Origin of the sequence: Marinifilum fragile JCM 15579 (genome assembly GCF_001310955.1) — a bacterium.
In the GTDB taxonomy this organism is placed as follows: Bacteria; Bacteroidota; Bacteroidia; order Bacteroidales; family Marinifilaceae; genus Marinifilum; species Marinifilum fragile.
Map to the genome: position 1 here is coordinate 1 of NZ_BAZX01000021.1, position 25,863 is coordinate 25,863.

The window sequence follows — 25,863 nt, forward strand, 5'->3', positions numbered from 1 at the left end:
TTTCTACTAAAAAGAAGCTCCTCAATTGGCTGAGGAGATCATTTTACTCAAAAAAGCAACTCCTGAATTGGTTCAGGGAATCATTTTCTCAAAAAAGTAACTCCTGAATTGGTTTAGGAGATCATTTTCTCAAAAAAGAAGCTCCTCAATTGGCTGAGGAGATCATTTTCTCAAAAAAGAAGCTCCTCAATTGGCTGAGGAGATCATTTTCTCAAAAAAGAAGCTCCTCAATTGGTTTAGGAAATCATTTTCTCAAAAAAAAGCCACTCAAAAAATGAATGGCTTTAAAATATTGTAGTAGAATTTAATCAATCACACCCGAACCAATTAATTCACCTTTATCGTACCAGGCAGCAAACTGTCCTGAAACAACGGCACGTTGTGGTTCATCGAAATGTATGTACAATCCTTCTTCTTTAAAATGAATGGTCCCACCTTGTAAAGGTTGGCGGTAACGAATTCTGATATCGTATCTTCTTTCACAATTTTCGGTCGGACGCAAATCTTCGCGAATAAAGTGAATGTCATCGTTAGGAATAAACAAAGCCTTGCGCATTAGCAGTGGATGTTCGTGTCCCATTCCCACGTAAACAATGTTTTCCTTTACATCGGTACCAATTACAAATAGAGGTTCTGCTTTTCCACCAACATTTAGTCCTTTACGCTGACCTACGGTAAAAAAGTGAGCTCCATTGTGAGTTCCCACTTCTTCTCCCATTTCAGGAGAAAATTGATAGGGTTGAGCAATTTCTTTTAAATCCTCTGACTGAGGAATGATATCTTTTGCCTTATCAGCTGATATTTCGATAATTCTCCCTTTTTTCGCTTTTAGTTTTTGCTGAAGAAAAACAGGCAGATCAACTTTACCCACAAAGCAGATTCCTTGAGAATCTTTCTTCTCGCGGATGCCAATTTTTCTCTTCGGGCAATTTCTCTTACTTCAGGTTTTTCAATATGTCCGATTGGAAACATCGCCTTCGACAATTGCTCCTGCGATAGTTGACACAGGAAGTAAGACTGGTCTTTGTTATTGTCTACACCAGCAATTAAACGGTAAATTTCCTTGCCATCTTTAACAATGGTTTCTTTCTGGCAATAATGTCCGGTTGCAACGTAATCGGCACCCAATTCCAATGCCTTCTTTAGAAAAACATCGAATTTAATTTCACGATTACACAATACATCAGGATTAGGAGTTTTCCCTTTTTCATATTCGGCAAACATGTAATCAATTACTTGTGCGCGATATTCAGTACTTAAATCCACAAAGTGGAAAGGAATATCCAGTTTTTTTGCTACCATTTGTGCAAACAAAACATCCTCTTCAAAAGGGCATTCTTCCGATTTTAATCCGACTGTATCATTCCAGTTTTGCATAAAAAGTGCTTCCACTTCATAACCTTGCTCTTTAAGCAAATAAGCAGCAACACTTGAATCTACTCCTCCCGACAGTCCGATTACAACTTTTTTCTTCATTAAATAAAATCTCCTTGTTTTTTCAAGGAGCAAAAGTATTCATTTTTTACAGAAGTGACAAGCAATCAAATTTTAAGCAGATGTTAATGTATATAATATATCTGCCTTACATGATTATTAGCAGGTACTCGTTGAATAACAACTATGATTGATTGGCTTAAGGACTTTTAATCCTTTTTGATGTCATTTATTTGTAATGAGATAGAATAAATTAAAACTTCTTTATAGAAAATTTTGAATCCTTCATCGTAATTTTCGATTATAAAAATTCTTATGAATTTTTTTTGATCCGCAAATTGCGTTAAATTCGTTTATAATTTAAAAGTCGATAAAACTCTCTTTTGACTAACTAATAAACAAAGCTAAAATTTAACACATGAAGAAACTTGGTTTAACACTTCTTGCTGCAATGATTTGTTTTATTGCAATATCTCAAGAAAAACAAGATACATCCTACTGGAAAAAAGGAGGGATGATTTCGATATCATTTTCACAAACATCTTTAACAAACTGGTCTGGTGGTGGCGACAATGCTATTTCTACAAACTCTCAATTAAATTTGTTTGCCAATTATAACAAAGGAAAAAACAGTTGGGAGAACAAATTGAATATGGAGTATGGATTGGTAAAGCAAGGCGACGAAGGAGTTCGTAAGAGTATCGACAAACTGGAATACTTTACCAAGTACGGTTATAAAAATGGTGGACATTGGTACTATACAGCTCTTTTTGATTTTAAGACTCAGTTTGCCAAAGGTTACAATTACAGTGGTGAAGAGGGAGTGGAAGATGTGAAAATTTCGAATTTTCTTGCTCCTGCTTACATGAACCTATCAGTCGGTATGGATTACAAACCAAGTGATGTCTTTTCTGCATACATTTCGCCAGTTACTGGAAAAATGACTGTGGTAAATGATGATGATCTTTCAGATAAAGGTGCTTTTGGTGTTGATCCGGGTGATAAATTTAGAAGTGAGTTTGGTGCGTTTTCCAAATTGTCATTGAATAAAGATATCATGGAAAATGTAAATCTAAAAAGTACTCTGGATTTATTTACTAGCTATTCGGATAGCTTTGGGAATATTGATGTGACTTGGGAAGTATTGTTGAATATGAAAGTTAATAGTTTCCTTACTGCAACGGTAAACACTTCGCTAGTTTACGATGATGATATTGATTATTACGATGTAGGAGGAAATAATAGAGGTCCTAGAATTCAATTTAAAGAGATTATCGGAGTAGGTTTGGCTTACAAGTTTTAATTGAATTGATATAAAATACAAGCGGGAGACAATCAGTCTTCCGCTTTTTTGTACTCTCATCTGCCCCTTTGAACTAAAATAACGCCAGTTTTTTCTTCAACAAACTGGAAATAGTGATACAACTTGTAATTGACATCAAAACCATAATCCACGAAAGGATCGTAGTAAATGTGATTCTCGAAATATGGATGTCCTTGTGAATGTTTAATGTTCCACTCTATAACATACCTTTGATTCCAATTTTTATAATAGGTATTGGAGTGTGCCGTAGCTGGCATATTTCGTGTTGCAAACCAGTTTTCGAAACCAACATCTAAAATTAATAACTCGTATTCTGTGCTATCTGTAGGTTCTTTTGTTGCAAGCTCAGTGGTATCATCATTTACAATTTCAGGTTGATTGAATGAAGTGTATGAACTGCAAGCCGCTAATGCAAAGAAAGCAACTAGAATAAATAATAAATGTTTCATAGTTCATTCGTTTTAATGTTTAAAGAATATCTATAGTATTGATTGAATCAATATTGACAGAGATTATATTATAGAAACGTTGTGAAAAGCAAAAAGTTACGAGTGATGAGATGTAGTTGTTGTGAGAATTTACAATTCCTGATTATTTTACTGAAAAGATTATTTGTATTTTCGGCATAAAGCAATTTTGAATGTCACAACTTAATATATATAGAGCTTCAGCAGGCTCAGGAAAAACGTATACCCTTACTGGTGAGTTTTTAAGCATCGTATTTAACGATCCTTTAAGTTATAAGAATATTTTAGCGGTTACTTTTACGAATAAGGCCACCGATGAAATGAAATCGAGAATCTTAAAAGAGATTCATATTATTTCATCAGGGAAAAAATCGCCATACGAAAAGCAATTGTGTGAGGCAAATCAGCTAAATTCGGAAGAATTGAGAAGGAGAGCGAATGAGATTTTGAATCGATTGCTTCATGATTATTCAAGATTCTCAGTAACTACCATTGATAGTTTTTTTCAAAAAGTTGTGCGTTCATTTACTCGCGAGATTGGTTTACAAATGGGGTACAATATCGAGCTGGATCAAAACTCTGTTTTGAGTGATGTTGTAGATCATTTGTTGCAAGATGTTGATAAGGATTCACAGTTGAGAAATTGGCTTTCTTCCTTTGCAGAATCGAAAATCAGAGATGGAAAAACCTGGAATTTTAAGCAGGATATTTTAACTCTTGGAAGTGAAGTGTTCAAGGAGGATTTTCAAAACTTCTCGAGCAACTTGATTGATAAATTATCAGATAAAAAGTTTTTAAGCTCTTACCGAAAAATCCTCAATGAAATTAAGGAAGAGTTTGAACAGTTTTTTGCTTCAAAAGGTGAAGAGGCAACAAGAATAATGGAGAGTCACTCTTTAGGTGTTTCCGATTTTTCATATGGCAAAACAGGAGTAGCAGGCTATTTGGAAGGACTAGTAAAAGGAGGGAAGTATGAGCCTGGCGCGAGGGCCAGAGCCGCAGTTGATACTCCTCAGAAATGGGTTGCAGGGAAAGCTGGAAAAGAAACTAAAATGGCTGTTGAAGCGGCTGTTTCATCAGGTTTAAATGATATTCTCAAAGCTGTAGTGAACCATTACGATGAGCAATCGATGTTGTACAATTCAACCGAAAAGACATTAAGCTATATATATACTTTAGGAATTCTTACAGACCTTTCGAAGAAAGTTCGTGTGTATTCCGAAGAGGAAAATATTTTTCTTTTATCAGATGCGAGTAGGTTGTTAAGAGATATTATTGGAAACAACGATTCCCCATTTATTTACGAGAAAATAGGTAATGTCTATAAGCACTTCATGATTGATGAGTTTCAGGATACATCATCTATGCAATGGGATAATTTCAGGCCTTTGGTGGGAGACTCTTTGGCTGAAGATCAACATTCTCTTGTTGTGGGAGATGTAAAGCAGTCGATTTACCGATGGCGAAATGGAGATTGGAAATTGCTGGCGAATCAGCTGGATACAGACTTTAGTGCTTATGGAGTGAATGGTTTAAGCTTAAATTACAATTGGAGAAGTAGCAAGAATGTGATTGATTTTAACAATGCAACTTTCGCCCTTGGAGCTCAGATCATGCAAAATCACTACAATGAATCTATTCCTGTAGAGATTTCTGATCGTATGGAGGATGAGAAACAAAAAATTGTAAGTGCATATCAGGATGTATTTCAGCATATTCCTAACAAGGGAGAAGGCGTATCAGGATATGTGAAAGCACATTTTATTGAAAAGGAAAATGAATTGGATTGGATTGAGCAGGTATTGGAAGATTTGCCTCTTAAAATAGAGGAATTACAAAACAGTGGTTACAAGGCAAGAGAGATTTCCATTTTGGTAAGAAATGGAAAAGAAGGAGGTTTGGTAGCCGATACCTTAATGGCTTATCGTGCAAGCGAAAATGCAAAGGAAAATGTCAATTACGATGTTATTTCGAACGACTCCCTTTATCTAAAGAACTCATCAGTGGTTAATTTTTTGGTTCATCTTCTTCATTACTTGGTGTATCCTGATGATAAAATTAACATTGGTTTCCTTAAGCAGGAATATAGCTTGTATGTTAAGGAATCGGTGAGTACAAGTACTGATGATTTGTACATGATTACCGATGAGGACCAGTTTAATTCTATCTTTCCGCAGGAATTTCAAGATCATATAGGAGAACTGAAACGTCAGCCATTGTACGATTTAACCGAGAAGTTGATTAAGATATTTGGCTTGAATCAAAATTCAGAGGATTATCCTTTCCTGGAAGCATTTCAGGATTTGGTTTTGGGCTTTACAAAAAGTGATTCTCCAGATTTAAATTCCTTTGTACAATATTGGGAGGAGAGAAAAGACAAAGAGGTAATTTCAGTATCAGATGAACAAGATGCCATTCGAATCATGACGATTCATAAGTCTAAAGGTTTGGAATTTAAAGCTGTAATTTTGCCCTTTGCAAATTGGGATTTGGATAATACCCGACATACCAATATTTTATGGTGTCAGCCTAAGGTTGAAGGCTTTGACATTTTGGATGTATTGCCAGTTCGCTATAGCAGTTCGTTACGCGAAACGATATATTATCAGGAATATTTCGAGGAGAAGCTGCAGTCATACATTGATAATCTGAATTTATTGTATGTGGCTCAAACCAGAGCAGAAGAGGTGTTTATCAGTTATTCACCAATAAACAAAAGTAAAGAGCTAAAAACAGTAGCAGATTTGTTGCATTTTGTTTTTAAAGAGGCACATGAGTTTTCAACCGATTTTTATGGAGATAAAATTGTAGCTCTGGGTAAGTTTTGGAATGAAGAGGATCAATGTTTCGAGATGGGGAAATTGCCAAGTCAAGAAAATAAAGCAATCCCAACTCTAAAAGAAAAGTCAATAGAATACCCGGCCTCGTTATTGGATGACAGGTTAAAATTAAGATCTCATTCTTCAGATTATTTTGACTTTTCCGAAGCAGAATCAGTGGAGTCTTTTTCACCGGTGAGCAGGGGTAATATTTTACATCAGCTTTTCCAATTGATAGAGTACTCGGAAGACTTGGATCAAGCTGTTGCGCAATTGCAATTTGAAGGGAAGTTAGATGAAAAACAAGCAGCCGAAGTGCTGGAGTTTGCAAAAATATTGCTGGCTGATGATCAGGTTTCGAAATGGTTCTCCAAAGATTGGGAAGTTGTAAATGAGAGAGATATTTTAAAAGGGAATGGCGAAATATATCGTCCTGATAGGGTAATTCGAAAAGGAAAAAATGCCATTGTGATTGATTATAAGTTCGGGAAAAAGAAATTAAAATCTCATGAAAAACAAGTTGCGGTATATAAAAAACTTGTTGAATCCTTAGGTTTCGATCAGGTTGAAGGATATGTATTGTATGGGAAATTATATGAAATAGTAGCTGTTTAGTTTTATTTATGATAATTTTAGTTAACTTGTGAAGCCAACTAACCAACTAACATTTACATGAAAAAATTAATTCTTTTATTCCTTGTGGCTATCATGTTTAGCTCCTGCGATCTAATTGTTTCAGCAGTTGATTCAATTAAGACAATTAGTCGAGAAACAAAAAAACAGGAAGAAGTAAAAAAGGAAAACGAAGTAACGTACAAACAACCTAAAAATGGTGTCAAGAAATACAAGTACGATAATGGGAATATTAAATCCATTGTAACTTTTAAGGATGGCAAAAAGGTTGGTGTAAGTAATACGTTTTATAAAAGTGGAGAAAAACAGTACGATATCCCTTACGTGGAAGGAAAAAAACATGGTAAGGTGATTTGGTATTATAAAGATGGGAAAGTATATAGAGAAACGGATTATAAATTTGGTAAGAAGGATGGATACCAGAGGAAATATTGGGAATCCGGAAATTTAAAATCCGAAATGGTTTTTAAGGAGAATATGCTTTCTACAGGCTTAAAGGAAATCGATAATTCCAATAAAGTAAAAACTACTCCCAAAATTATTGTAGATAAGATTGATAGAGTAGTAACAGCCAACGAGTACATTTTAAGATTTAGATTAAGCAACGGAAGAAATAAGGTAGTTTACTACATTGGTGAATTGATAGAGGGAAAATATTTTCCTGCAGACGGCAAGGGGTTTATGGAACTGCCATCTAAAAATGGTATTGCAGAGTACAAATTCAAAGTTAACAAGGGATCTCAGCTGATAAAGGATGTGAAACTAATTGCCATTGAATCTACAGCTTATAAAAATAAAAGAGTATTATCGGTAAGTGAACCAATATCGGTTCGAAATCCCCAATAGAATATATTTTGATGATAAGCTCCGAAAAGGGAGCTTATTTTGTTTTTCAACCAGATTACTTTTTTAATATTGCTCCAACACTACTTAAGTATTCGGGAATGATATTTTCCGTAGACCACTTTAATTCATGTTGAAACAAATCTGTGAGTATTTTTCCTACGTTAAATCCGAAAGCAACCAGGTTATAGCGCATTTTATCTGGGAAATAACATGGCTTTCCCTTGATTATTGAGCAGGTAGCACAAATTTCACAACTATTGGCTGCTATAATTTTACCATCAAGGGGTTCATTTATACGAAGATAGTTTTGTAGCTCTTCTTTGGTAAAATTATATGCCTCAAGTGAACATTCTTCTTGAGGGAGAAAATCAAATTGTTTTGTTGAAGTTACAAATAGGAACAATTGGATTTTTGAATAAGATTTTGAGTAATCTACGAAATTTGGACAGTTGGGCGGACAAGTCCATTTGCTGTTGTGGTTTGGACAAGCATTTCTACAATGCGAATTAAACTCCTCTTTGTTTAGAAAAGGTAATATTTCCGATTTTCGAATTTCCAATGCCTTTCTTGTAATTTTGATTTTCTGATTTTTAAAATGCTTAACAATTGTATCTGCCTTAACCTCTATCATTGTAGTATTCAATTTATCACAAAAGTATAATAATTGCTCTCGTAAAAATAGCTTGTATAACATTTGTGCAAAGGTGTGGTAAAGACATCTGTACCTGAAGGTATTTTTGTATATTCGTATCTTAAATTGTACCCAAAAATATATCTATGCTCTCACTGGATGCGATCATTGTATTAATCGTATTGGTTTTTATTCTTATTTCCTTCTATAAAGAATGGATTGGTCCTGCCTTTACATTTTTAATAGGAGTGGTGGTTTTAGGGATAAGTGGGATTTTAACACCTTCAGAAATTCTTAGTGGTTTTGCCAACGATCAGGTTGTTGTAATCCTAATGTTACTTCTTATTGGTGATATCATTAGAGATTTGGGCATTGTTGAAACTTTGTTCGATAAAGTATTTCAAAGAGCGAATGGCTACAAAGCTTTTATGGCCAGAATGATGCTTTTGGTTGGGGGATTTTCGGCATTTTTAAACAATACTCCATTGGTTGCTGTAATGATGCCATACGTGCATAGTTGGAGCAAGCGAAACAATATTTCTCCCTCAAAATTACTGATTCCACTTTCGTATGCAGCCATTTTGGGCGGTTGCATAACTCTAATCGGAACTTCTACAAACCTAATTGTAAACGGTATGGTGAAAGACCAAACCATTGTTACGGGTTTGGAATCATTGAGTATGTTTAGTTTTGCTTATGTAGGTTTGCCCATGATGTTTATTGGGGCAATTTACCTTTTGTATGTAAGTAAAAAACTGACTTCCTGATAAAGAGGATATTTTAGGAGATTTTTCAGAAAATACAAGGAAATATATTGTAGAGGCACACGTTAAACCCAATTCGGATTTGATTGGAAAATCTATTGAAGAAGCAGACCTAAGAAACTTAAAGGGACTTTATCTTTTTCAAATCAATAGAGGAGGCGTAAGAGTTGCAGCGGTTTCACATGAATTTAGATTAGAAGAAGGAGATCGACTTTTATTTGCTGGCGATACGGAAACCATTGCGGATTTGGTGCTACCAAATTCTGGGTTAACTCTGCCAACGGTTGGTATGCTTACTCATAAGAAGCATATTGAGGTTGTTGAGATTGTAATCTCTCACAATTCAACACTAATTTCAAAAACCGTAAAAGAGGCTAATTTTAGAGGCCAATTCGATGCTGCTGTAATTGGGATCCATAGAAATGGAGGCAGAGTAAGTGGAAAAATAGGAGAGGTGAAGCTACGTGCTGGTGACGTTTTGTTGTTGCTTGGTGGTGACGACTTTGTTGAAAGAACACATCGTATTCAAGATTTCTACTTTATTTCCAAAGTAAAAGAATTCAGAAAGCAAGAAGGATATAAAATTGGATTATTGCTGGGAGGTACAGTAGTGGCAGTAATATTATCAGCATTAAGTATAGTACCACTTTTTATGACATTGATTGTAATGATCATTGTAATTTTGGGCTTGAAGATATCTAATCCTAAGGATATTGCCAGAATGGTAGATTTTAACTTAGCACTGATTATATCACTCTCTTTAGCTTTTGGAACAGCTATGATAAAGTCAGGATTGGCAGAGATTATTGCCGATTTGTTGATCTCTGTATTTCTTCCGTTGGGTAAAGTAGGTGTGCTGTTTGGTATATATTTAATTACCTCTGTTTTGGCTGCCTATATTACCAATAAAGCGGCTGTAGCAATTGTTTTCCCAATTTCATTAACAATGGCCTTAAGTTTGCATTTAGATCCCGAGCCATTTGTTCTAATTGTGGCTTTTGCAGCTGCAGCTAACTTTATGACTCCTATTGGATATCAAACGAATATTATGGTCTACGGTCCGGGTGGTTATTCGTTTAAAGATTTCTTCAAAATAGGATTTCCCCTAACAATCATTTACATGATTGTTACAGTTTTGATTCTGTCATACATTTATTTTTATTAATAGATAAGCGCATAGTACAAAGTAATCATTACGACAATCTATTCATGAATTTCAGTAAAAGAAAAAAGCTTTTGGTAGAAGCTATATCGGCTTCATTATTGGCAGGTAAAGAAATCCTTAAAGTGTATCAATCAGAAGATTTCGAGGTGCAATTAAAATCGGATAATACACCCTTAACCATTGCTGACCAAAGAGCTCATCACGCCATTATTTCTGTTATTGATAATTTGGGAATTCCTATTTTAAGCGAGGAAGGAGAGCACTTAAATTATGAAGAGAGGCAGAAATGGGAACAATGTTGGATTGTTGATCCACTTGACGGAACAAAAGAATTCATAAAGAGAAATGATGAGTTTACGGTGAACATTGCACTAATTGATGATGAAACTCCAGTTGCCGGAGTGATTTACGTTCCTGTATATGAGCAATTGTATTTTGCAGATATTGAATTAGGTGCTTATCGAGTGGATAAGATACGGGATTGGGATAAAAATTTGGATGTATTGCTCCAAAAATCCCACAAGCTACCTTTGGAGCAAAATCGTAGCGAAACGCTTATTGTTGGTTCTCGATCGCATATGAATGAAGAAACCAAACAGTTTATTGAGAATTGGAAGCAAGATAAAAAAGAGGTGAAGCTGATTTCGAAAGGAAGTTCACTGAAACTTTGTATGATTGCTGAAAATGAAGCAGATGTTTACCCCCGATTTGGTCCAATCATGGAATGGGATACAGCTGCTGGTCATGCTATTGTTAAAGCTTCAGGTGGTAAAGTATTGCAGTACAATACCAATTTAGAATTAAAATATAACAAGAAGGACTTAATGAATCCGAGTTTTATTTGCACTCGATAGATTCGTTGGGAATTAACCTATAAATCAACCTACAACTAAGAACAAATGAGAAATTTATTAAAAGCTGCATTGGTCTGTTTGCTTATGATTCAAGTAACAGCTTATGCGCAAAAAATTCCATTGAAGCATACCGATTATGATGGATGGAAAAACTTAAAGAATCAGCAGATTTCTGACAATGGAGAATGGATAACCTATGAATTAAATCCACAAAAGGGGGATGGATTTCTTTATCTGTACCAAGTAAAAACGAAACAGTTGGATTCAATTGCCAGAGGCTTTAATGCTGAATTTTCACCAAAATCTGAAATCTTAACTTTTAAAATTAAAGCTCAGTATGACACAGTTCGTCAAGCTAAATTAGATAAAGTTGACAAGAAGGATATGCCAAAAGATTCTATTGGAATTTGGAATTTAAGCAATAAAGAATTGGTGAAGCTACCAGAGCTAAAATCCTTCCAAATGCCTAAGGAAAAAGGTGAGTGGATGGCTTACTATCTGGAAATGCCAAAGGAAGAAAAAGATAGTTTGGCAAAGGATTCAGTAGAAGCTAAAAAGCCAAAGAAAAAGAAAGGTAACGGAAAGATTAAAAAGGGTAAGCTTGTTATCAGGAACTTTGTAAATGATAAGGATTATAACTTTGAAAATGTAACCGATTATGCACTTGCCAGAAATGGAAATGCAGTGAATTTTATTCAGTCGGTTGGCGATAGCATTCAAACCGTATTGGTTAAAACCTTTGATGGAAAAACCGAGAAAGTAAACCAGGTTTTCGAAAAAGAGGGAGAAGCGGATAAAGCGTGCATTTCGGCAAATGGAGATCAGGTTTCCTTTATTTTTTCAGCCGATACAACTAAAAACAAATGTTACGAATTGTATTATGGCGATCTAAAAAACAATAGCAAGCGCATTGTTGATACTTTATCCAGTGAAATTCAAGAGAATTGGACTGTGAGCAAAAATGGAGAAATTTCTTTCTCGCGAGATGGTGAGAAACTATTCTTTGGAGTTGCTCCAAAGCCTGAGAAAGAGGTAAAAGATACTTTGCTGGATGAGGAAAAATATCATGTTGATGTATGGAACTGGAAGGATCCATTGTTGCAGCCACAACAGAAAGTGCAGGCAGAGAAAGAGGAAAAGCGCACATGGATGGCTGTATATCACACCAAAAACAACAAACTGGTTCAGTTGGCTGACAAAGAAATGCGCAATGTTGAGCTTTACGACAAAGGTAATGCTGTATTGTCATTGGGAAGTTCTTCTTTACCGTATCAGCAATTAGCTTCATGGGACGATTGGTATTCCGATTACTACCTTGTAAACACCAACACAGGTGAAAGAGAATTAATCTTGAAAAAGAAAAATTCAAGTGTGAGAATTTCTCCTGCACAGAAGTATTTATTGTGGTACGAAACGCAAGATAGCATTTGGTATTCTTACCAAGTTGAAAGCAAAAAAACAGTAGCGTTAACCCAAAAAATTAATGTGAACTTTTACAGCGAAACCCATGATACTCCAAGCGATCCAAGTCCATATGGATTAGTGGGGTGGACCAAAGGTGATAAAAATGTAATAATAAAAGACCGCTATGATTTGTGGATGATTGATCCTTCTGGAGCCAAGCCAGCAGTAAATCTAACCAATGGTTATGGACGTAGAAATAACATTCGATTCGATTATGTGAAACTTGATGAGGAAGAGTTATTTGTGGATTTGAAGAAGGATGTTTTGCTTGAGGCATTTCATGAATTCAATAAAAAATCAGGCTATTATAAATTGCAAAAAGAAGACGATCCTAAAGAGATTCTATTTGAGGATGCCAAACTTAATGGAGTTGAAAAAGCAAAGTCTGCTGAGCAAATCATGTTTAAAAGATCAACTTTCGTTGATTATCCAAACCTTTGGACCAGTAACTTGAGTTTTGCTGATCAAACTCAGGTATCTGATGCAAATCCACAGCAAAAGAATTTTAATTGGGGGAGTGTAGAATTGGTTGATTGGACATCAGGTGATGGTGAAAAACTACAAGGTTTACTTTACAAGCCTGAAGATTTTGATCCGAACAAAAAATATCCAATGTTGGTGTATTTTTACGAAAGAACTTCCGATCGTTTGCATAACTACCATGTACCACAACCAAATTGGTCGATTATCAATCCTAGTTATTGTGTGAGTAACGGCTACCTTATTTTTATGCCGGATATCACGTATCACAAGGTTGGATTTCCTGGAGAATCGGCTTACAGCTCAATTGTTACAGGAACATTGGCAATGATGGATCGTTATGATTTTATCGATAAGGAAAATGTAGCACTTCAGGGACAAAGCTGGGGTGGATACCAAATTGCTTATTTGGTTACCAGAACCGATTTGTACAAATGTGCAATGGCAGGAGCTCCTGTAAGCAATATGACATCAGCTTATGGCGGAATTCGTTGGGGAAGCGGCATGAGTAGAATGTTTCAATACGAGCGTACACAAAGTAGAATTGGAGGAACGCTTTGGAACAGTACTTTGCAGTACATCGAGAATTCTCCAGTGTTCTTTGCGCCAAAAATTAAAACTCCACTTTTAATCATGCACAACGATAACGATGGTGCGGTACCATGGTACCAGGGAATTGAGCTGTTTGTAGCTATGCGTCGTTTGCAGAAGCCATGTTGGATGCTTACCTATAACAAAGAGGAGCATAACCTAAGAAAACGTCCTAACCGAATGGACTTATCGATTAGAACCATGCAATTCTTCGATTATTATCTGAAAGGAAAGCCAGCTCCGGTTTGGATGACAGACGGTATTCCTGCAGTTAAAAAAGGAAAAATGGATGGTTACGAGTTAAAGAAATAAAACTTGAAATTCAAATATTAAGGATGCGTCTCAGTTTCGAGACGCATTTTTTTATGCAATAATTTTTTCTGGAGAAATAGGCAAGTTTTTCATTTTGGGGAAGTCAATCTTGAAAAAAATGCCTTTCCCAAGTTGTGGGAAGCCCGTTTGAAAAAAAAGAGACCTTCCCCAGCTTGGGAAAACTCGAATTGAAAAAAGAAAGGCTTCCCCAGCTTGGGGAAATGCGAAAATGAAAAAAGAAAGCCGTTCCCAGCTTGGAGAAATGCAAAATGTATAAAAAGAAGCCTTTACCAGCTTGGGGAAACTCTAATTTGAAAAAAGAATCCTTCCCCAGACTGGGGAAGCATAAAATGGAAAAATATAGCCTTTCCCAAAATGGGGATTAGCCATTAAAAAAACACCTTTATCCTGAGAGAATAAAGGTGTTCATATTAACCCTAATTGTTAGTTAAGTGTGTTGTGTTTGTTTAGCTATTAAATAGCTGATATTATATGAGTATTTGTTGTTGTTTTCAGTGTTATATACTGACAAAGTAAAGGTGTTTCCGATAAAAAACATAGTGTTTTTGTTTAAATAAGTAAAAATTACCGATATTGTGACACTTAACAGATAAAACTACTTTTACGTTTCCGCAAACGTTATAAATCAGAGTAAAAATTTCTTTTATGGATAAGCTTGATCAAACCGATAAAACGATTCTTAGAATATTGCAAACCGATTCAAAGAAAACAGCCAAAGAGATTGCAAATATGCTGAATTTAACTCCTTCGCCAGTGTATGAGAGAATCAGGAGATTGGAAAATCAGGGGTTCATTAAAAAATACGTGGCAATTCTCGATAAAAAAAGAATTGAGCGAAGTGTGACAGCTATTTGTCAGGTTTCCATGCGTTACCATGATGAGACTTTTATTGATGAATTTGAAGAGCAAATACAGGATTTAAAGGAAGTTCAAGAGTGTTACCACATGGCAGGTCAGGTTGATTTTATTTTAAAAATTCATGTAAAGAGTCTTGAAGAATATCATGAATTTGTTCGGTATAAGCTATCTAAAATAAAGAATATTGGAGTACTGAATAGTACATTTGTAATCAAAGAAATAAAGCATAGTTCTGAATATTACATTTAATTTAATTCAAGAATTCTTTTGCCGATTAGATTAAATACTTGACGCGATTTTTATTAACTTAGTAAGGATTGCTAATTTGGTATTTAATGTAAAATCAGGAATGTCGGAAAGTTTTGAGAACATATCGCCGGATGAATTTGAAAAGCGACTGTTTGAGTATCAGGAACAGATAGAGCAATTGCAAAAGCAGATATCCGCTCTAGATTCTGAAAATACTTATTTGGCAAATGAGCTTAAAAATACTAGAACCAACGACGAGTACAATCTGCTTTTTAAATCTACAGGACAGGGTATAATTATTAGAGATGCTGATGGAAAAATAAGCTATGCAAATCCCGCAGCATCGAAAATATTGGGACAACCAATTAAAGATTTGCTGGGAATAGACAGCTTTGAGCCTAGAATGAGGAATATTTTGCCCGACGGTACATTAATGGATGTAAATACCCATCCTGCAAAAGTTGCATTAGATACAAGAAAAGAAGTTTCAAATTCTACTTTAGGGGTGTTTAACCCAGAAAAGCAGGATTACATTTGGCTAAGTGTAACTGCAACGCCGATGTTGGACAAGCAGACCAACAAACCCACCAAGGTTTTTACCATTTTTGAAGACATTACGGCTAAAATTGAAGCAGATCAACAAATAAAAAATGGAGAAGCAAAAGCTAAAGCACTACTTGAAACCATACCTGATTTAATCATTCGAGTTACACGTGATGGTAAGATCATTGATCTGCACGAAAAACCCAATGGACTATTCACCTATCCCCAAAATATTGATAATGTTAATATCAGAAACTTGTTTGATCTGGAATTAAGAGAGAAGTTTTCAGATGCAATGGAAGAGGCTTTTGATTCAAGGCAAGTTCAAATATTTGATTATCGAAAAAATGTAGAGAATAAAGGTGTTTGTTATTACGAATTTCGCCTAAGTGCGATTGGAGAAAAAGAAGTTACGGTAATTATTCGTGATGTAACAGAGCAAAAGCGTTCGCAACGCAAAGTAATTGAAGCCACAAGAAGGTTAACTACTTTAATTGGAAACCTAAAAGGCATGGCCTACCGCTGCTTGGCTGATGAATACTGGACAATGCTATTTGTTAGTGAAGGAGTAAATGAACTTACTGGTTATACGGCAGAAGAGCTAAATTACAATGCCAGTCTGGCTTTTAATGATGTTATTCATCCCGATGATAGAGAATATGTAGCCAAAGAGGTTTTTACGGCAGGCGATAAGAATGAAAGATTCTCTTTAGAATACAGAATTATTACCAAATCAGGCAAGCAGAAGTGGGTGTTTGAACAAGGTCTTACTATAAAAGACAGAATGGGCAAACCACTTTTTATTGAAGGTTACATTGCGGATATTACGGAAAGAAAACATGCGGAGCAGAAACTTGCGTTAAGTGAAAGTAAGTTTCGATTGTTATTCAATTCTTTAAACGAAGCGGTGTTTGTACATCCATGGAAAGGAGAAGATTTACAGAATTTTATTGAAGTGAATGATACTGCAGTTGATCGATATGGATATACAAAAGAGGAGTTTAGAAGTTTAAGTCCAAAAGATATTGCTCGCAAAGGTGTATTAAACAAAGAGAAAGTTGACGAAATAAAAGAAATTATCGAAGAGTTAGGTAGTTTCTTTATGCGTACATGGCATCGTACGAAGGAAGGAGAGGAGTTTCCTGTTGAGCTAACGGCGAATTTAATCAATCTCAAAGGAGAAAAGTACATTCAAACCGTAGTTCGAGACATTAGCAAACAGAAAAAAGCAGAAACTGAATTGGCTCGAAAAGCGAGGATTGAAAAGCTACTTAGTAAAATATCTGCCGATTTGGTGAGTACTCCGATTGAGAATATTGACAATGCGATTGATTCTGCATTAGAGAAAATTGCCTGCCACACAAAGGCAGATAGAGCCTATATGTTTTTGGTAAGCAAGAATCAAAAATATTTGGAAAGAACCCACGAGTGGTTTTCAAATGAGAAAATCGCTCGGTTCGATAACCCAAAACTAATGTTAAGCGATGGTTTTTCATGGTGGATTGAAAGATTTAAGAAGCATAAAAGCGTTGTAGTAGATGATATTAAAAAATTGCCAGCTCATGCTTTTGGCAATTTCGAATATGATCCAAGGAAAGTGGTGAAATCTCTTATGGTATTTCCATTAATTACCCAAGAAAATATACTTGGTTGTGTTGTTTTTGATGTGGTAATTCATTTAAAAAAATGGAATAAAACTGATGTGATTCACATCAAAACTTTTACAGATATGTTGGCGGGTGTTCTTAGTCGAAAGAGATATGAACAGGAACTGATTTTTGCAAAAGAAAAGGCGGAGGAGAGTGATCAGCTAAAATCAACATTTTTGGCTTCCATGTCTCATGAGTTAAGAACGCCTTTAAATGCAATAATAGGCTTTAGTACATTGCTAAAACCAGATTCACCAGCCGATAAAATAGAAAAGTGGAATGGAATTGTGAAAGCTAGTGGAAAGCACCTGTTAAGAATTATTGAATCCATTTTCGATGTTTCATTACTGCAAGCTAAGGAGGTGAAAGTGAATGTCAATCAGTTCTCGTTACTCGAAATGTTTAATACTATTCAGCAGTATGTAAAGGCAGAGGTGAAAAAGCATAATAAAAAAGAGGTTGTAACCAACTTTAAATCCTGTAGCGATTGTGATATTTTCATCACTTCAGACAGGACTAAAGTAATGCAGTTGATAACCAATCTTTTGAATAATGCAATTAAATACACAGATAAAGGGCAGATTGATTATGGATGTAAGGTTCATGATAAAAATATTGTATTCTTTGTATCGGATACTGGAATTGGTATTTCTGATGAGCATAAAGAAGTAATATTTGATATTTTCCGTCAGGTAGAAGAGCCGTATTGGGGATTGCAATCTGGTGTTGGCCTTGGTTTGGCAATTTGTAAGGAGATAGCTAATTTGTTGGAGGGAGAACTCTGGTTAGAATCAGAAAAAGGAAAAGGGTCGTGTTTCTACTTTAAGTTAAATAATGTAGTTACTATACCTGACTCTAAGGATTGTGAAAAGCTAAGTTTTATGAAACCACCGAATTTAAAGGATAAAAGTATCTTGATAGTTGAGGATGTTGAGATAAATTATGATCTTCTGGAAGAGATTTTAACCCCCACCAAAGCAAAGGTGTTGTGGGCAAGAAATGGGGTTGATGCTGTAGGTATGGTGCAATCATATTCAGAAATTGATTTGATTTTAATGGATGTTAAAATACCTCATTTGGATGGATATCATGCTACAAAAGAAATATTGGAGCAAAAACCAGGTATGCCAATTATTGCACAAACGGCTTACGCTTTAAAAGGCGACAGGCAGAAAGCATTGGATTCAGGTTGCGTTGCATATATCACCAAGCCCATAGACAGAATCAAGTTGTTTGAGTTGTTACAAAGTTATATTTTGGATAAGTAGATTGGAGTGTTCTAAATATTTTTAATATTCAATAAAATTTCACAGATTTGTTTTTCATTAAAAACAACATATCGTGAAACACTGTGCCTTCGCATTAAGTCTATTAGTTATTTTACTGATCTCTTGTCGTCACTCTTCTCAAGTAAACAAAGAGGAATCAATCAGTCGTGAACGAGAAAATTACAACTGGGTAAAATATGATCCAATTTTAATTTCGGACCAATTGCCAAAGGTGGTAGAAGAGCAATCGGGCATGATTTGGCATGACAGTTTAATTTGGGTGAATAACGATAGTGGGGGAGCTCCGGCACTGTATGCATATAATTTAAAAGGGAGTTTACAGCAAACTTTACTGATAAAGAATGTTGCAAATTTGGATTGGGAGGATTTGGCTGAAGACGAGAAGTATTTTTATATTGGTGAATTTGGAAATAATAAAGGAAATCGCAAGAATCTTAAACTTTTCAGGGTAGATAAATTTGAAATTGATGATAGACCAGAGGTAAGTGTTACAGCTGATGAAATTAGTTTTGCATGGGCAGATCAGAAGGATTTTAAACGCAAAAAACACAATCATAATTATGATTGTGAAGCTTTTTTCTCTTATGGAGATTCTTTGTATTTTTTCACCAAAAATTGGGAAAATCTAAAAACCAGGATGTATGTAATGGAAAAATCCGTTAAGCATCACGATTTAAAACCAAAAGCTGAATTTGATACTGATTTTATGGTTACGGGTGCAGATATCAGCCCCGATGGCAAACTTATGGCTTTGGTAGGTTATAAAAACTACAGAACTTACATGATTCTTTATTATAACTTTATTGGATCGGATTTCTTTCGTGGAGAGCATATTCGATTAAATTTAAGTTCTTTAGGAGGAGCTCAAACGGAAGGTGTAGTTTTTACAGATTGTGATGAGTTGCTTATAAATACCGAAGCTACAAAGCAGGCGCAAGCGGTATATAAAATTGATTGGAAACAGTGGATTAAGAACTAACCTTTGGAATGATGTATCAAATAATCTCTTGCTTTGATTTTGAATTCCTTAAAAAGCTTCTAATTTTGTAGCCCAATTTGCTAAACAGCCACAGTTTTAAGATTGTTTTATAAGAAAAGAAGAAGGTTTTGAAAGATAAGTACAAAGAAATATTCGACAAAGGAACAGATTTACCTCTGGTTGAGGATTTCTATACCATTCAAGGAGAGGGGTATCATACTGGTAAGCCTGCATATTTTATTCGAGTTGGTGGCTGTGATATTGGATGTCGTTGGTGTGATAGTAAAATCTCTTGGAATCCTGCAGAGCATCGATTAATATCAGTTGAAGAGGTGGTGAGAAAAGCTGTTGAATCTCCGGCAAAATCAGTTGTTGTAACGGGAGGTGAACCATCCTTGTATAATTTGGAGCCTTTGTGTACAGAATTGAAGAAACACAATATCGAGAATTTCCTTGAAACTTCTGGGGCATATGAAATCAGTGGTGAATGGGATTGGATTTGTTTATCGCCAAAGAGAAATAAATTGCCGGTACCTTCATCCTATCAAAAAGCCAATGAGCTTAAAGTGATTATTTACGATTTGGAAAAAGATTTTGAATGGGCAGAGGAAATTGGCTAAAAATGTAGGTGATGATTGCTTGTTGTATCTCCAGTCAGAATGGAGCCAATATGTTCACAATGTGAAACCAATAGTTGAGTACGTGAAGAATAATCCGAAATGGAATATTTCTTTACAATCTCATAAGTTTATGAGAATACCATAAAGCATATATAAAAGAACAAGAAAGAAGGGCATTCAAAATTTTGAATGCCCTTCTTTGTCCTAAGCTAATCAATTAAATAATTGGAAAAAATATTGCGATTAAAATGATACTCCAAACACTAAAAATAGATTTTCGGACATTGGGTTAGCAATAACAGAAGCTGAAAGTGGAAGTGAAAACTTTTCTGTAATTGCTACTTCCTTTGATGCTGTAAAGCCTAAGTTTACAAAACCAGCTGTATCCCCATAAAAGCCAGATTCTCCTTTGTTCTCATTTGCATCTATAGGAGTGAAACCTGCAAACAAGTCAATATTGACATCTTTATAGGTGAAGCTATGTCCTAGTTCAATGTATAAAGAATATTGCTGATCACCATTTACATCTTGATCTGCACCCCAGAAGTTTATTGCAGCCATAATGCTTATAGGAAAGCTTTTCGTGCCATTAAAAGCAATACTTCCTTCAAGAATGTGACCTGTTGATTCTTTTTTGAAATCGAAATAGGAGTTGTTTGCTGCAATCTGATCATTTGGGAAGAAATAATCGGTAAGGGTTGCAGTAAATAAATTGTCTGCAAAACTGTATGAAATGTAAATGTCAGCTTCTGCTCCGTCATTATCACCATCAAAGGAATAAGAGCCCCACGCGCCAATTGCAAATGCCCCCTTACTGTATTCAATTCCTGGTTGAATTACGGGACTGGTCGAAAATTGAGTGCCTCTCCAAATGTATCTGCTCATTAGGTCAGCCCCTAAGGATATATCGCCTTTTTCGTTTTGAGCGAATAATGGGCATGTGATGATAATAAATCCAATAAGTAATGTGGTTAATTTTTTGATTTTCATCATAATAATGGTTTTTAGATTAATAATTAAGGTAAATAGTTATATATCGATTAAATAAATTGTGGTTTTTAACTAAAAAAATAACACTTACCCCTTTTGTAAGGGGGTAAGTGTTGGTGCAAATCAACTAATTTCTAATTCTAGCCCTAACGAATGGGGTGTGATTCAAAAATAGTCAAAAAAAATTTAAAATAGCAAATTAAAATAGGGGTGTGTTTAATGAAAAGATTAAAAAAAATAGTGCAAAGGCTTTAAATTTAGGGGGTGATTGCATAAAAGTGTTTTTTAAGAAATACACCTTGGTTATTTATATTTTGACTTAATTAGTTTAGAGATTATTGTCCTAACTGTACTTGAAATCAGACTTGATTGGAATATTAAGCTTTTTTGTAATCAGTATAAATTGTTTGATTAGTATTGAATTTCTTTTATGTTGTAGTAAAAATCAAGATATTCGTATAACAGAATCAAAAAAATAATACCATGGAAAAAAGTATAAAAGGAACCGAAACTGAAAAGAACCTTTTGAAAGCATTTGCTGGTGAATCGCAAGCTAGAGGTAGATATACTTACTTTGCAAAACAGGCAAAAAAGGAAGGTTATGAGCAAATTGCAGCTTTGTTTTTAGAGACTGCAGAACAAGAAATGCAACATGCTAAACGTTTTTTTAGCTTTTTAGAAGGTGGTGATGTGGAAATTACAGCTGCATATCCAGCAGGAAAAGTAGGTACAACTGCGGAAAACCTAAAGGCAGCAGCTTGTGGTGAAAATGAAGAGTATACCGAATTATATCCTGAGTTTGCACGTATCGCTGAGGAAGAAGGATTTAAAAAAGTTGCTACTGCATTTAAATTAATTGCTAAGGTTGAACAAATGCATGAAGAGAGATACTTAAAGCTTTTAAGCAATCTTGAAGCAGAAAAAGTATTTGAATCAGAAGAAGAGGAAGAGTGGTATTGCCGCAAATGTGGTTACGTACATAAAGGCAGTAAAGCTCCTAAGAATTGTCCTGCATGTGAACATCCTCAAGCATATTTTGAGAGAAAAGCGAAAAACTATTAATAAAAAAAGAAAAGGCTCCATTAAGGAGCCTTTCTTATTCATCCAATAAATCAGGACGTAATTTTTTAGTTCTTAAATAGGCTTGTTCTTCTTGCCATTGCTCAATCTTTTTGTGATCTCCAGAAAGTAAAATTTCAGGTACTTTCCACCCCCTAAACTCTGCAGGTCTAGTGTAGATTGGTGGAGATAACAAATTATCCTGAAAGGAGTCGGTAAGAGCAGAAGTTTCATCGTTCATAGCTCCAGGAATCAGGCGAACAACACTATCTATAATTACTGCAGCAGCAAGTTCACCTCCGGTAAGAACAAAATCTCCTATCGAAATTTCTTTGGTAATAAAATGATCTCTGATTCTTTGATCAATTCCTTTGTAGTGACCACAAAGGATTATAATATTCTCCTTTAGCGATAAGGTATTTGCAGTTTTTTGTTCGAACTGTTCACCATCTGGAGTTGTGAAAATGATTTCATCATACTCTCTTTGATCCGTTAAGTGTTCTATCGCTTTCACAACAGGCTCTAATCGCATTACCATGCCAGCTCCGCCACTAAATGCATAATCATCAACTTTATTGTGCTTGTCTTCCGAAAAATCACGAATGTTGTGAATGTGTATTTCAACTACACCTTTATCTTTTGCACGCTGAATTATTGAATGGTTTAAAGGACTTTCCAATAATTCAGGAACAACAGTTAATATATCGATTCTCATTTATTTTAAATTTTGTGTAAAAGTATATATCCCATGCAAGTGATGCAAGAAAATAGAAAATGAAGATGCTAATTCATTTAAAGAAGACAATGTGACAGTTGGTTTTGTAGATATAAAGACAATATGACAGTGTAAAACAAGGAAAAACTGACAATTTAAATTGTTTTTCGTGATGGTATGCCATTTGAAGATTACTCGTCGAATTTGAAAATGAAAATGATCGGAATCCGGAGCCGAAAAATTAATAAAAGTATAGGAGATTAGAATTATGACATTATTAAGATATGGAAAAAGGCCAAATGATTTTTTTACAAATCAGTTAATGAATCAATTGTTTAAAGAAACTCAGGATAGTTTTAAAGCTGCTGTGGAAAGAGAAAGTGGTTTTCGTCCAGCAACAAATGTTATCGAAGAAGAGGATTACTATCTGATAGAAGTTTCTATTCCTGGTTTTGCAAAAGAAGATGTGAATATTAGGGTGGAGAATGGTTATGTTAAAATCTCGGCTGAGAAGAAAGTAGAAAAAGAAGATAAAAAGTACCTAAGAAGAGAGTTTGGAGTGTACAAATTTGAGCGTAGCTTTAAGTTAGCTGATACCATCAATCAACAGAATATTTCTGCTGAAGTTATTAATGGAATATTAAATATCATTCTTCCAAAAGTTGAGGAGAGAAAGCCTCAAGTTCATAATATCGAGATAAAATAAAGGAATTGATAAGAAATTGAATAAGTAATATTCATAATAATGAGTAAGGTTTAAGGAGAAAGATTTTTCCGAATTATGGAGAAATTTAGGTTAGTTAATTAGTTTGTTTTGGTTAAGAGGTTCATGTATCGCATGAACCTCTTTGTTTTAAAGGGTAAGAAAATATTTAAAATCTTTGAGGATTAGCACTTAATTAGTTAAATTCGTAAGAGTAGGCTTAAAAGTTTTCTTTTAGGTGGTATTGTTAACGGGAGTTTTGCCTTGTTCGAAACTTAATCTAACTCAATTTACATGAAAGCACCAGATCTGTCAAATCCCTCACATGAGAATGAATTGAATGAAAATTTAGAAGCGAAAGATAATGTTGTAGATTCTCATGAAATAGAAAATTTAAAAGAAGATAATGTTAGTACAGAAAATTCGGAGCCTGAAATGGATAGCAAGGCAGAAGATAATTCTGATTCTACTTCAGAAAATGATTCTGAACTTCAGAAAGAGCCTGACTATACTTTAATGGAGAAAAGCGAATTGAAAAATCGCTTGGCATTACTTCTTGAAAATGAATCGTTGTCGGCGATAAAAGAAAAAGTGGATGCAATAAAACAAAACTTTTATAAAAAGCACAAGGAAGAAGTTGATGCTGCGAAACAAAAGTTTATTGCAGATGGTGGCGTTGAAGAGGAATTTGATTTCGGTACAGACGAGTTGGAAGTTCAGGTTCGTGAAATGTTGCAAAAGTTTAAAGAGAAGAAATCAGAGTTAAACCGCAATGTAGAACAAGAGAAGGAAGATAATCTTAAAAAGAAATACCAGATAATTGAGGATATTAAAGAACTGGTAAACAGAAAAGAATCATTCGATAAAACCTTCAATGAATTTAGGGTTTTGCAAAAGAAGTGGCATGACATAGGAATGGTGCCACAGCAGGCATTAAAAAACCTTTGGGATAATTACCATCATCATGTCGAGAATTTTTACGATTACATTAAAATCAATAAGGAACTTCGCGATCTTGATTTGAAGAAGAATATGACTTCTAAAATTAAACTTTGTGAAGAGGCCGAGAAGTTGTTGAATGAATCCTCAGTAGTGAAAGCTTTTAATACTCTTCAAAAATATCATGAGCAGTGGAGAGAGATTGGACCTGTGCCGCGTGAAGAGAAAGAAAAATTATGGACAAGATTTAAGGATGCTACAACAATTATCAATCGTAAACATCAGGAGTATTACGAGGGCTTAAAATCTGAACAGAAAAATAATTTGTCCAAAAAAACGGTTCTTTGCGAAAAAGCTGAAGAAATTGCCAATCGTGAGATTGGTTCTCACAAGGAATGGAATTCCAGTTCTAAAGAAATAATTAATCTTCAAAAAGAATGGCGAACCATTGGTTTCGCTCCTAAAAAAGATAACAACAGAATTTATCAGAGGTTTAGGGCCGCCTGTGACCTTTACTTCGATAGAAAGCGTGACTTTTACATGGCTTTGAAGGATAAGTTGAATGTTAATTTGGAAAAAAAGAAGGAACTCTGTGCCATTGCAGAAAGTTTGCAAGATAGTCAGGATTGGAAGGAAACTACGGATAAATTGATTGCCATACAAAAAGAATGGAAAAATATAGGTCCCGTGCCAAGAAAGGTTTCTGAGGACCTGTGGGTTCGTTTTCGTGCGGCTTGCGACAAGTTTTTTAATAATAAATCTGAACATTTCGATAATGCGGATACAGGACAAGTAGAGAATTTGAAGTTGAAAGAAGCATTAATAGAAAAGGTGAGGGGATTTGAACTTGGAGACGATAACGAGAGTAATTTAAATACTTTGCGTCAGTTCCAAAAAGAATGGACGAAGATTGGGCATGTTCCTTATAAGAAGAAAGATAAGTTGCAAGAATCTTTCAGAAAAGCCATTAATGGCTTGTATGATAGAATGAATATGGATAGTGAGAACAAGGAAGTTCAAAAGTTTAAATCGAAGATTGATACTTTCTTGACCATGAATAATTCTGAGGATAAGATCATTATTGAGAGAAATAAGATTGTAAGTAAAATCAGGCAACTGGAAAGTGACATTGCCCTTTGGGAAAACAATGTTGGATTTTTCTCTTCATCAAAGAATTCGAATGTGGTAAGTGAGATTCAAGAGAAGATTGAGAAAGGGAAACAAAACCTCACAATCTTGAACGAAAAGCTCAAAGTTATTGACGGTTTAGTTTCTTAAGTTCGTACAAAATAGATGCGTTTAAAAGTATTTCTCGAGGTGGGGAATGCTTTTTTTTATATTCGATAATTTATTCTTTGCGCAAAGAAATCGACAAATGATAGTTTGAAACATTGAATTTGTTTCCTAAAAACCTATAATTTGACTACTTTTGCAGCTTTAATAAATCAACTAAAAAAGTTTATAA

The 25,863-nt window shown here is 34.9% G+C and carries 20 protein-coding genes; 14 read left to right on the plus strand and 6 right to left on the minus strand.

Translation table 11 applies throughout. The features are described 5' to 3' along the window. Positions 1 to 304: 304 nt before the first annotated feature. Positions 305 to 871 carry a tRNA methyl transferase PRC-barrel domain-containing protein gene (locus JCM15579_RS21555; RefSeq protein ID WP_245625909.1) on the minus strand — a complete coding sequence of 189 codons (567 nt, stop codon included), beginning with the start codon at positions 869 to 871 and terminating at the stop codon, positions 305 to 307. Continuing rightward, a complete protein-coding gene (locus tag JCM15579_RS21560; protein WP_245625910.1) occupies positions 829 to 1,476 on the minus strand; it encodes an MnmA/TRMU family protein in 648 nt (215 codons plus the stop codon). The genes JCM15579_RS21555 and JCM15579_RS21560 overlap by 43 nt, the downstream gene beginning before the upstream one ends. A gap of 376 nt (positions 1,477 to 1,852) precedes the next feature. Between JCM15579_RS21560 and JCM15579_RS14210 the strand changes: the two genes are divergently transcribed. Further along, entirely contained in the window at positions 1,853 to 2,737 is an 885-nt protein-coding gene (locus tag JCM15579_RS14210; RefSeq protein ID WP_054721111.1) for a DUF3078 domain-containing protein, read from the plus strand. A 56-nt stretch (positions 2,738 to 2,793) separates the two neighbouring features. Here the strand turns inward: JCM15579_RS14210 and JCM15579_RS14215 are convergent, their stop codons facing one another. Continuing rightward, entirely contained in the window at positions 2,794 to 3,207 is a 414-nt protein-coding gene (locus JCM15579_RS14215; RefSeq protein WP_054721112.1) for a DUF6146 family protein, read from the minus strand. Positions 3,208 to 3,398: 191 nt separating this feature from the next. Here JCM15579_RS14215 and JCM15579_RS14220 point away from each other — a divergent pair, with 191 nt between their 5' ends. Both JCM15579_RS14220 and JCM15579_RS14225 read left to right on the plus strand, forming a co-directional pair. Continuing rightward, positions 3,399 to 6,659, plus strand: coding sequence for a UvrD-helicase domain-containing protein (locus JCM15579_RS14220; RefSeq protein ID WP_054721113.1), 3,261 nt, complete (start codon positions 3,399 to 3,401; stop codon positions 6,657 to 6,659). Positions 6,660 to 6,716: 57 nt separating this feature from the next. Further along, the gene (locus tag JCM15579_RS14225) at positions 6,717 to 7,523 is read left to right on the plus strand and encodes a toxin-antitoxin system YwqK family antitoxin (protein WP_054721114.1); all 807 of its coding nucleotides are present in this window, start codon (positions 6,717 to 6,719) and stop codon (positions 7,521 to 7,523) included. Positions 7,524 to 7,578: 55 nt separating this feature from the next. Here the strand turns inward: JCM15579_RS14225 and JCM15579_RS14230 are convergent, their stop codons facing one another. Then, on the minus strand, positions 7,579 to 8,154 hold the full coding sequence (locus JCM15579_RS14230) for a DUF2284 domain-containing protein (protein WP_172677445.1): 576 nt from the start codon (positions 8,152 to 8,154) through the stop codon (positions 7,579 to 7,581). A gap of 146 nt (positions 8,155 to 8,300) precedes the next feature. On the opposite strand from JCM15579_RS14230, the gene JCM15579_RS21565 reads away from it, so the two are divergent. From JCM15579_RS21565 to JCM15579_RS14265, 8 genes are all read left to right on the plus strand, one after another. Then, complete coding sequence (locus JCM15579_RS21565) at positions 8,301 to 8,921, plus strand: SLC13 family permease (protein ID WP_245625912.1); 621 nt, start codon at positions 8,301 to 8,303, stop codon at positions 8,919 to 8,921. Between the two features lie 79 nt (positions 8,922 to 9,000). Next, a complete protein-coding gene (locus tag JCM15579_RS21570; RefSeq protein WP_245625913.1) occupies positions 9,001 to 10,083 on the plus strand; it encodes an SLC13 family permease in 1,083 nt (360 codons plus the stop codon). Positions 10,084 to 10,127: 44 nt separating this feature from the next. Continuing rightward, positions 10,128 to 10,937, plus strand: a complete 810-nt coding sequence (gene cysQ / locus JCM15579_RS14240; protein WP_054721116.1) for a 3'(2'),5'-bisphosphate nucleotidase CysQ — start codon at positions 10,128 to 10,130, stop codon at positions 10,935 to 10,937. A gap of 45 nt (positions 10,938 to 10,982) precedes the next feature. Then, positions 10,983 to 13,784, plus strand: coding sequence for an alpha/beta hydrolase family protein (locus JCM15579_RS14245; protein ID WP_054721117.1), 2,802 nt, complete (start codon positions 10,983 to 10,985; stop codon positions 13,782 to 13,784). Between the two features lie 666 nt (positions 13,785 to 14,450). Further along, entirely contained in the window at positions 14,451 to 14,912 is a 462-nt protein-coding gene (locus JCM15579_RS14250; protein WP_054721118.1) for an Lrp/AsnC family transcriptional regulator, read from the plus strand. A 100-nt stretch (positions 14,913 to 15,012) separates the two neighbouring features. Further along, entirely contained in the window at positions 15,013 to 18,372 is a 3,360-nt protein-coding gene (locus tag JCM15579_RS14255) for a PAS domain S-box protein (protein WP_054721119.1), read from the plus strand. Between the two features lie 73 nt (positions 18,373 to 18,445). After that, positions 18,446 to 19,372 carry a hypothetical protein gene (locus JCM15579_RS14260; RefSeq protein ID WP_054721120.1) on the plus strand — a complete coding sequence of 309 codons (927 nt, stop codon included), beginning with the start codon at positions 18,446 to 18,448 and terminating at the stop codon, positions 19,370 to 19,372. 128 nt (positions 19,373 to 19,500) lie between these two features. Beyond that, positions 19,501 to 19,992, plus strand: coding sequence for a 7-carboxy-7-deazaguanine synthase QueE (locus JCM15579_RS14265; protein WP_218186189.1), 492 nt, complete (start codon positions 19,501 to 19,503; stop codon positions 19,990 to 19,992). A 243-nt stretch (positions 19,993 to 20,235) separates the two neighbouring features. On the opposite strand, the gene JCM15579_RS14270 is transcribed toward JCM15579_RS14265, so the two are convergent. Next, a complete protein-coding gene (locus JCM15579_RS14270) occupies positions 20,236 to 20,985 on the minus strand; it encodes a TorF family putative porin (protein ID WP_054721121.1) in 750 nt (249 codons plus the stop codon). Positions 20,986 to 21,465: 480 nt separating this feature from the next. Here JCM15579_RS14270 and rbr point away from each other — a divergent pair, with 480 nt between their 5' ends. Then, a complete protein-coding gene (gene rbr / locus JCM15579_RS14275) occupies positions 21,466 to 22,044 on the plus strand; it encodes a rubrerythrin (RefSeq protein WP_054721122.1) in 579 nt (192 codons plus the stop codon). A 34-nt stretch (positions 22,045 to 22,078) separates the two neighbouring features. Here the strand turns inward: rbr and trmD are convergent, their stop codons facing one another. After that, positions 22,079 to 22,756 carry a tRNA (guanosine(37)-N1)-methyltransferase TrmD gene (gene trmD / locus JCM15579_RS14280; protein ID WP_054721123.1) on the minus strand — a complete coding sequence of 226 codons (678 nt, stop codon included), beginning with the start codon at positions 22,754 to 22,756 and terminating at the stop codon, positions 22,079 to 22,081. A 268-nt stretch (positions 22,757 to 23,024) separates the two neighbouring features. On the opposite strand from trmD, the gene JCM15579_RS14285 reads away from it, so the two are divergent. Both JCM15579_RS14285 and JCM15579_RS14290 read left to right on the plus strand, forming a co-directional pair. Continuing rightward, entirely contained in the window at positions 23,025 to 23,462 is a 438-nt protein-coding gene (locus tag JCM15579_RS14285) for an Hsp20/alpha crystallin family protein (protein ID WP_054721124.1), read from the plus strand. 291 nt (positions 23,463 to 23,753) lie between these two features. Then, on the plus strand, positions 23,754 to 25,676 hold the full coding sequence (locus tag JCM15579_RS14290) for a DUF349 domain-containing protein (protein ID WP_054721125.1): 1,923 nt from the start codon (positions 23,754 to 23,756) through the stop codon (positions 25,674 to 25,676). The last annotated feature ends 187 nt before the right edge of the window (positions 25,677 to 25,863 follow it).

What these genes read in the sequence shown, in the direction of transcription:
- JCM15579_RS21565 (WP_245625912.1), top strand. Translation starts at nt 8,301, where the DNA reads ATGCTCTCACTGGATGCGATCATTGTATTAATCGTATTGGTTTTTATT.
- JCM15579_RS14245 (WP_054721117.1), top strand. Translation starts at nt 10,983, where the DNA reads ATGAGAAATTTATTAAAAGCTGCATTGGTCTGTTTGCTTATGATTCAA.
- JCM15579_RS21560 (WP_245625910.1), bottom strand. Translation starts at nt 1,476, where the DNA reads ATGAAGAAAAAAGTTGTAATCGGACTGTCGGGAGGAGTAGATTCAAGT.
- trmD (WP_054721123.1), bottom strand. Translation starts at nt 22,756, where the DNA reads ATGAGAATCGATATATTAACTGTTGTTCCTGAATTATTGGAAAGTCCT.
- JCM15579_RS14290 (WP_054721125.1), top strand. Translation starts at nt 23,754, where the DNA reads ATGAAAGCACCAGATCTGTCAAATCCCTCACATGAGAATGAATTGAAT.
- JCM15579_RS14220 (WP_054721113.1), top strand. Translation starts at nt 3,399, where the DNA reads ATGTCACAACTTAATATATATAGAGCTTCAGCAGGCTCAGGAAAAACG.
- JCM15579_RS14255 (WP_054721119.1), top strand. Translation starts at nt 15,013, where the DNA reads ATGTCGGAAAGTTTTGAGAACATATCGCCGGATGAATTTGAAAAGCGA.
- rbr (WP_054721122.1), top strand. Translation starts at nt 21,466, where the DNA reads ATGGAAAAAAGTATAAAAGGAACCGAAACTGAAAAGAACCTTTTGAAA.
- JCM15579_RS14250 (WP_054721118.1), top strand. Translation starts at nt 14,451, where the DNA reads ATGGATAAGCTTGATCAAACCGATAAAACGATTCTTAGAATATTGCAA.
- JCM15579_RS14225 (WP_054721114.1), top strand. Translation starts at nt 6,717, where the DNA reads ATGAAAAAATTAATTCTTTTATTCCTTGTGGCTATCATGTTTAGCTCC.
- cysQ (WP_054721116.1), top strand. Translation starts at nt 10,128, where the DNA reads ATGAATTTCAGTAAAAGAAAAAAGCTTTTGGTAGAAGCTATATCGGCT.
- JCM15579_RS14230 (WP_172677445.1), bottom strand. Translation starts at nt 8,154, where the DNA reads ATGATAGAGGTTAAGGCAGATACAATTGTTAAGCATTTTAAAAATCAG.
- JCM15579_RS14210 (WP_054721111.1), top strand. Translation starts at nt 1,853, where the DNA reads ATGAAGAAACTTGGTTTAACACTTCTTGCTGCAATGATTTGTTTTATT.
- JCM15579_RS14215 (WP_054721112.1), bottom strand. Translation starts at nt 3,207, where the DNA reads ATGAAACATTTATTATTTATTCTAGTTGCTTTCTTTGCATTAGCGGCT.
- JCM15579_RS14270 (WP_054721121.1), bottom strand. Translation starts at nt 20,985, where the DNA reads ATGATGAAAATCAAAAAATTAACCACATTACTTATTGGATTTATTATC.
- JCM15579_RS14285 (WP_054721124.1), top strand. Translation starts at nt 23,025, where the DNA reads ATGACATTATTAAGATATGGAAAAAGGCCAAATGATTTTTTTACAAAT.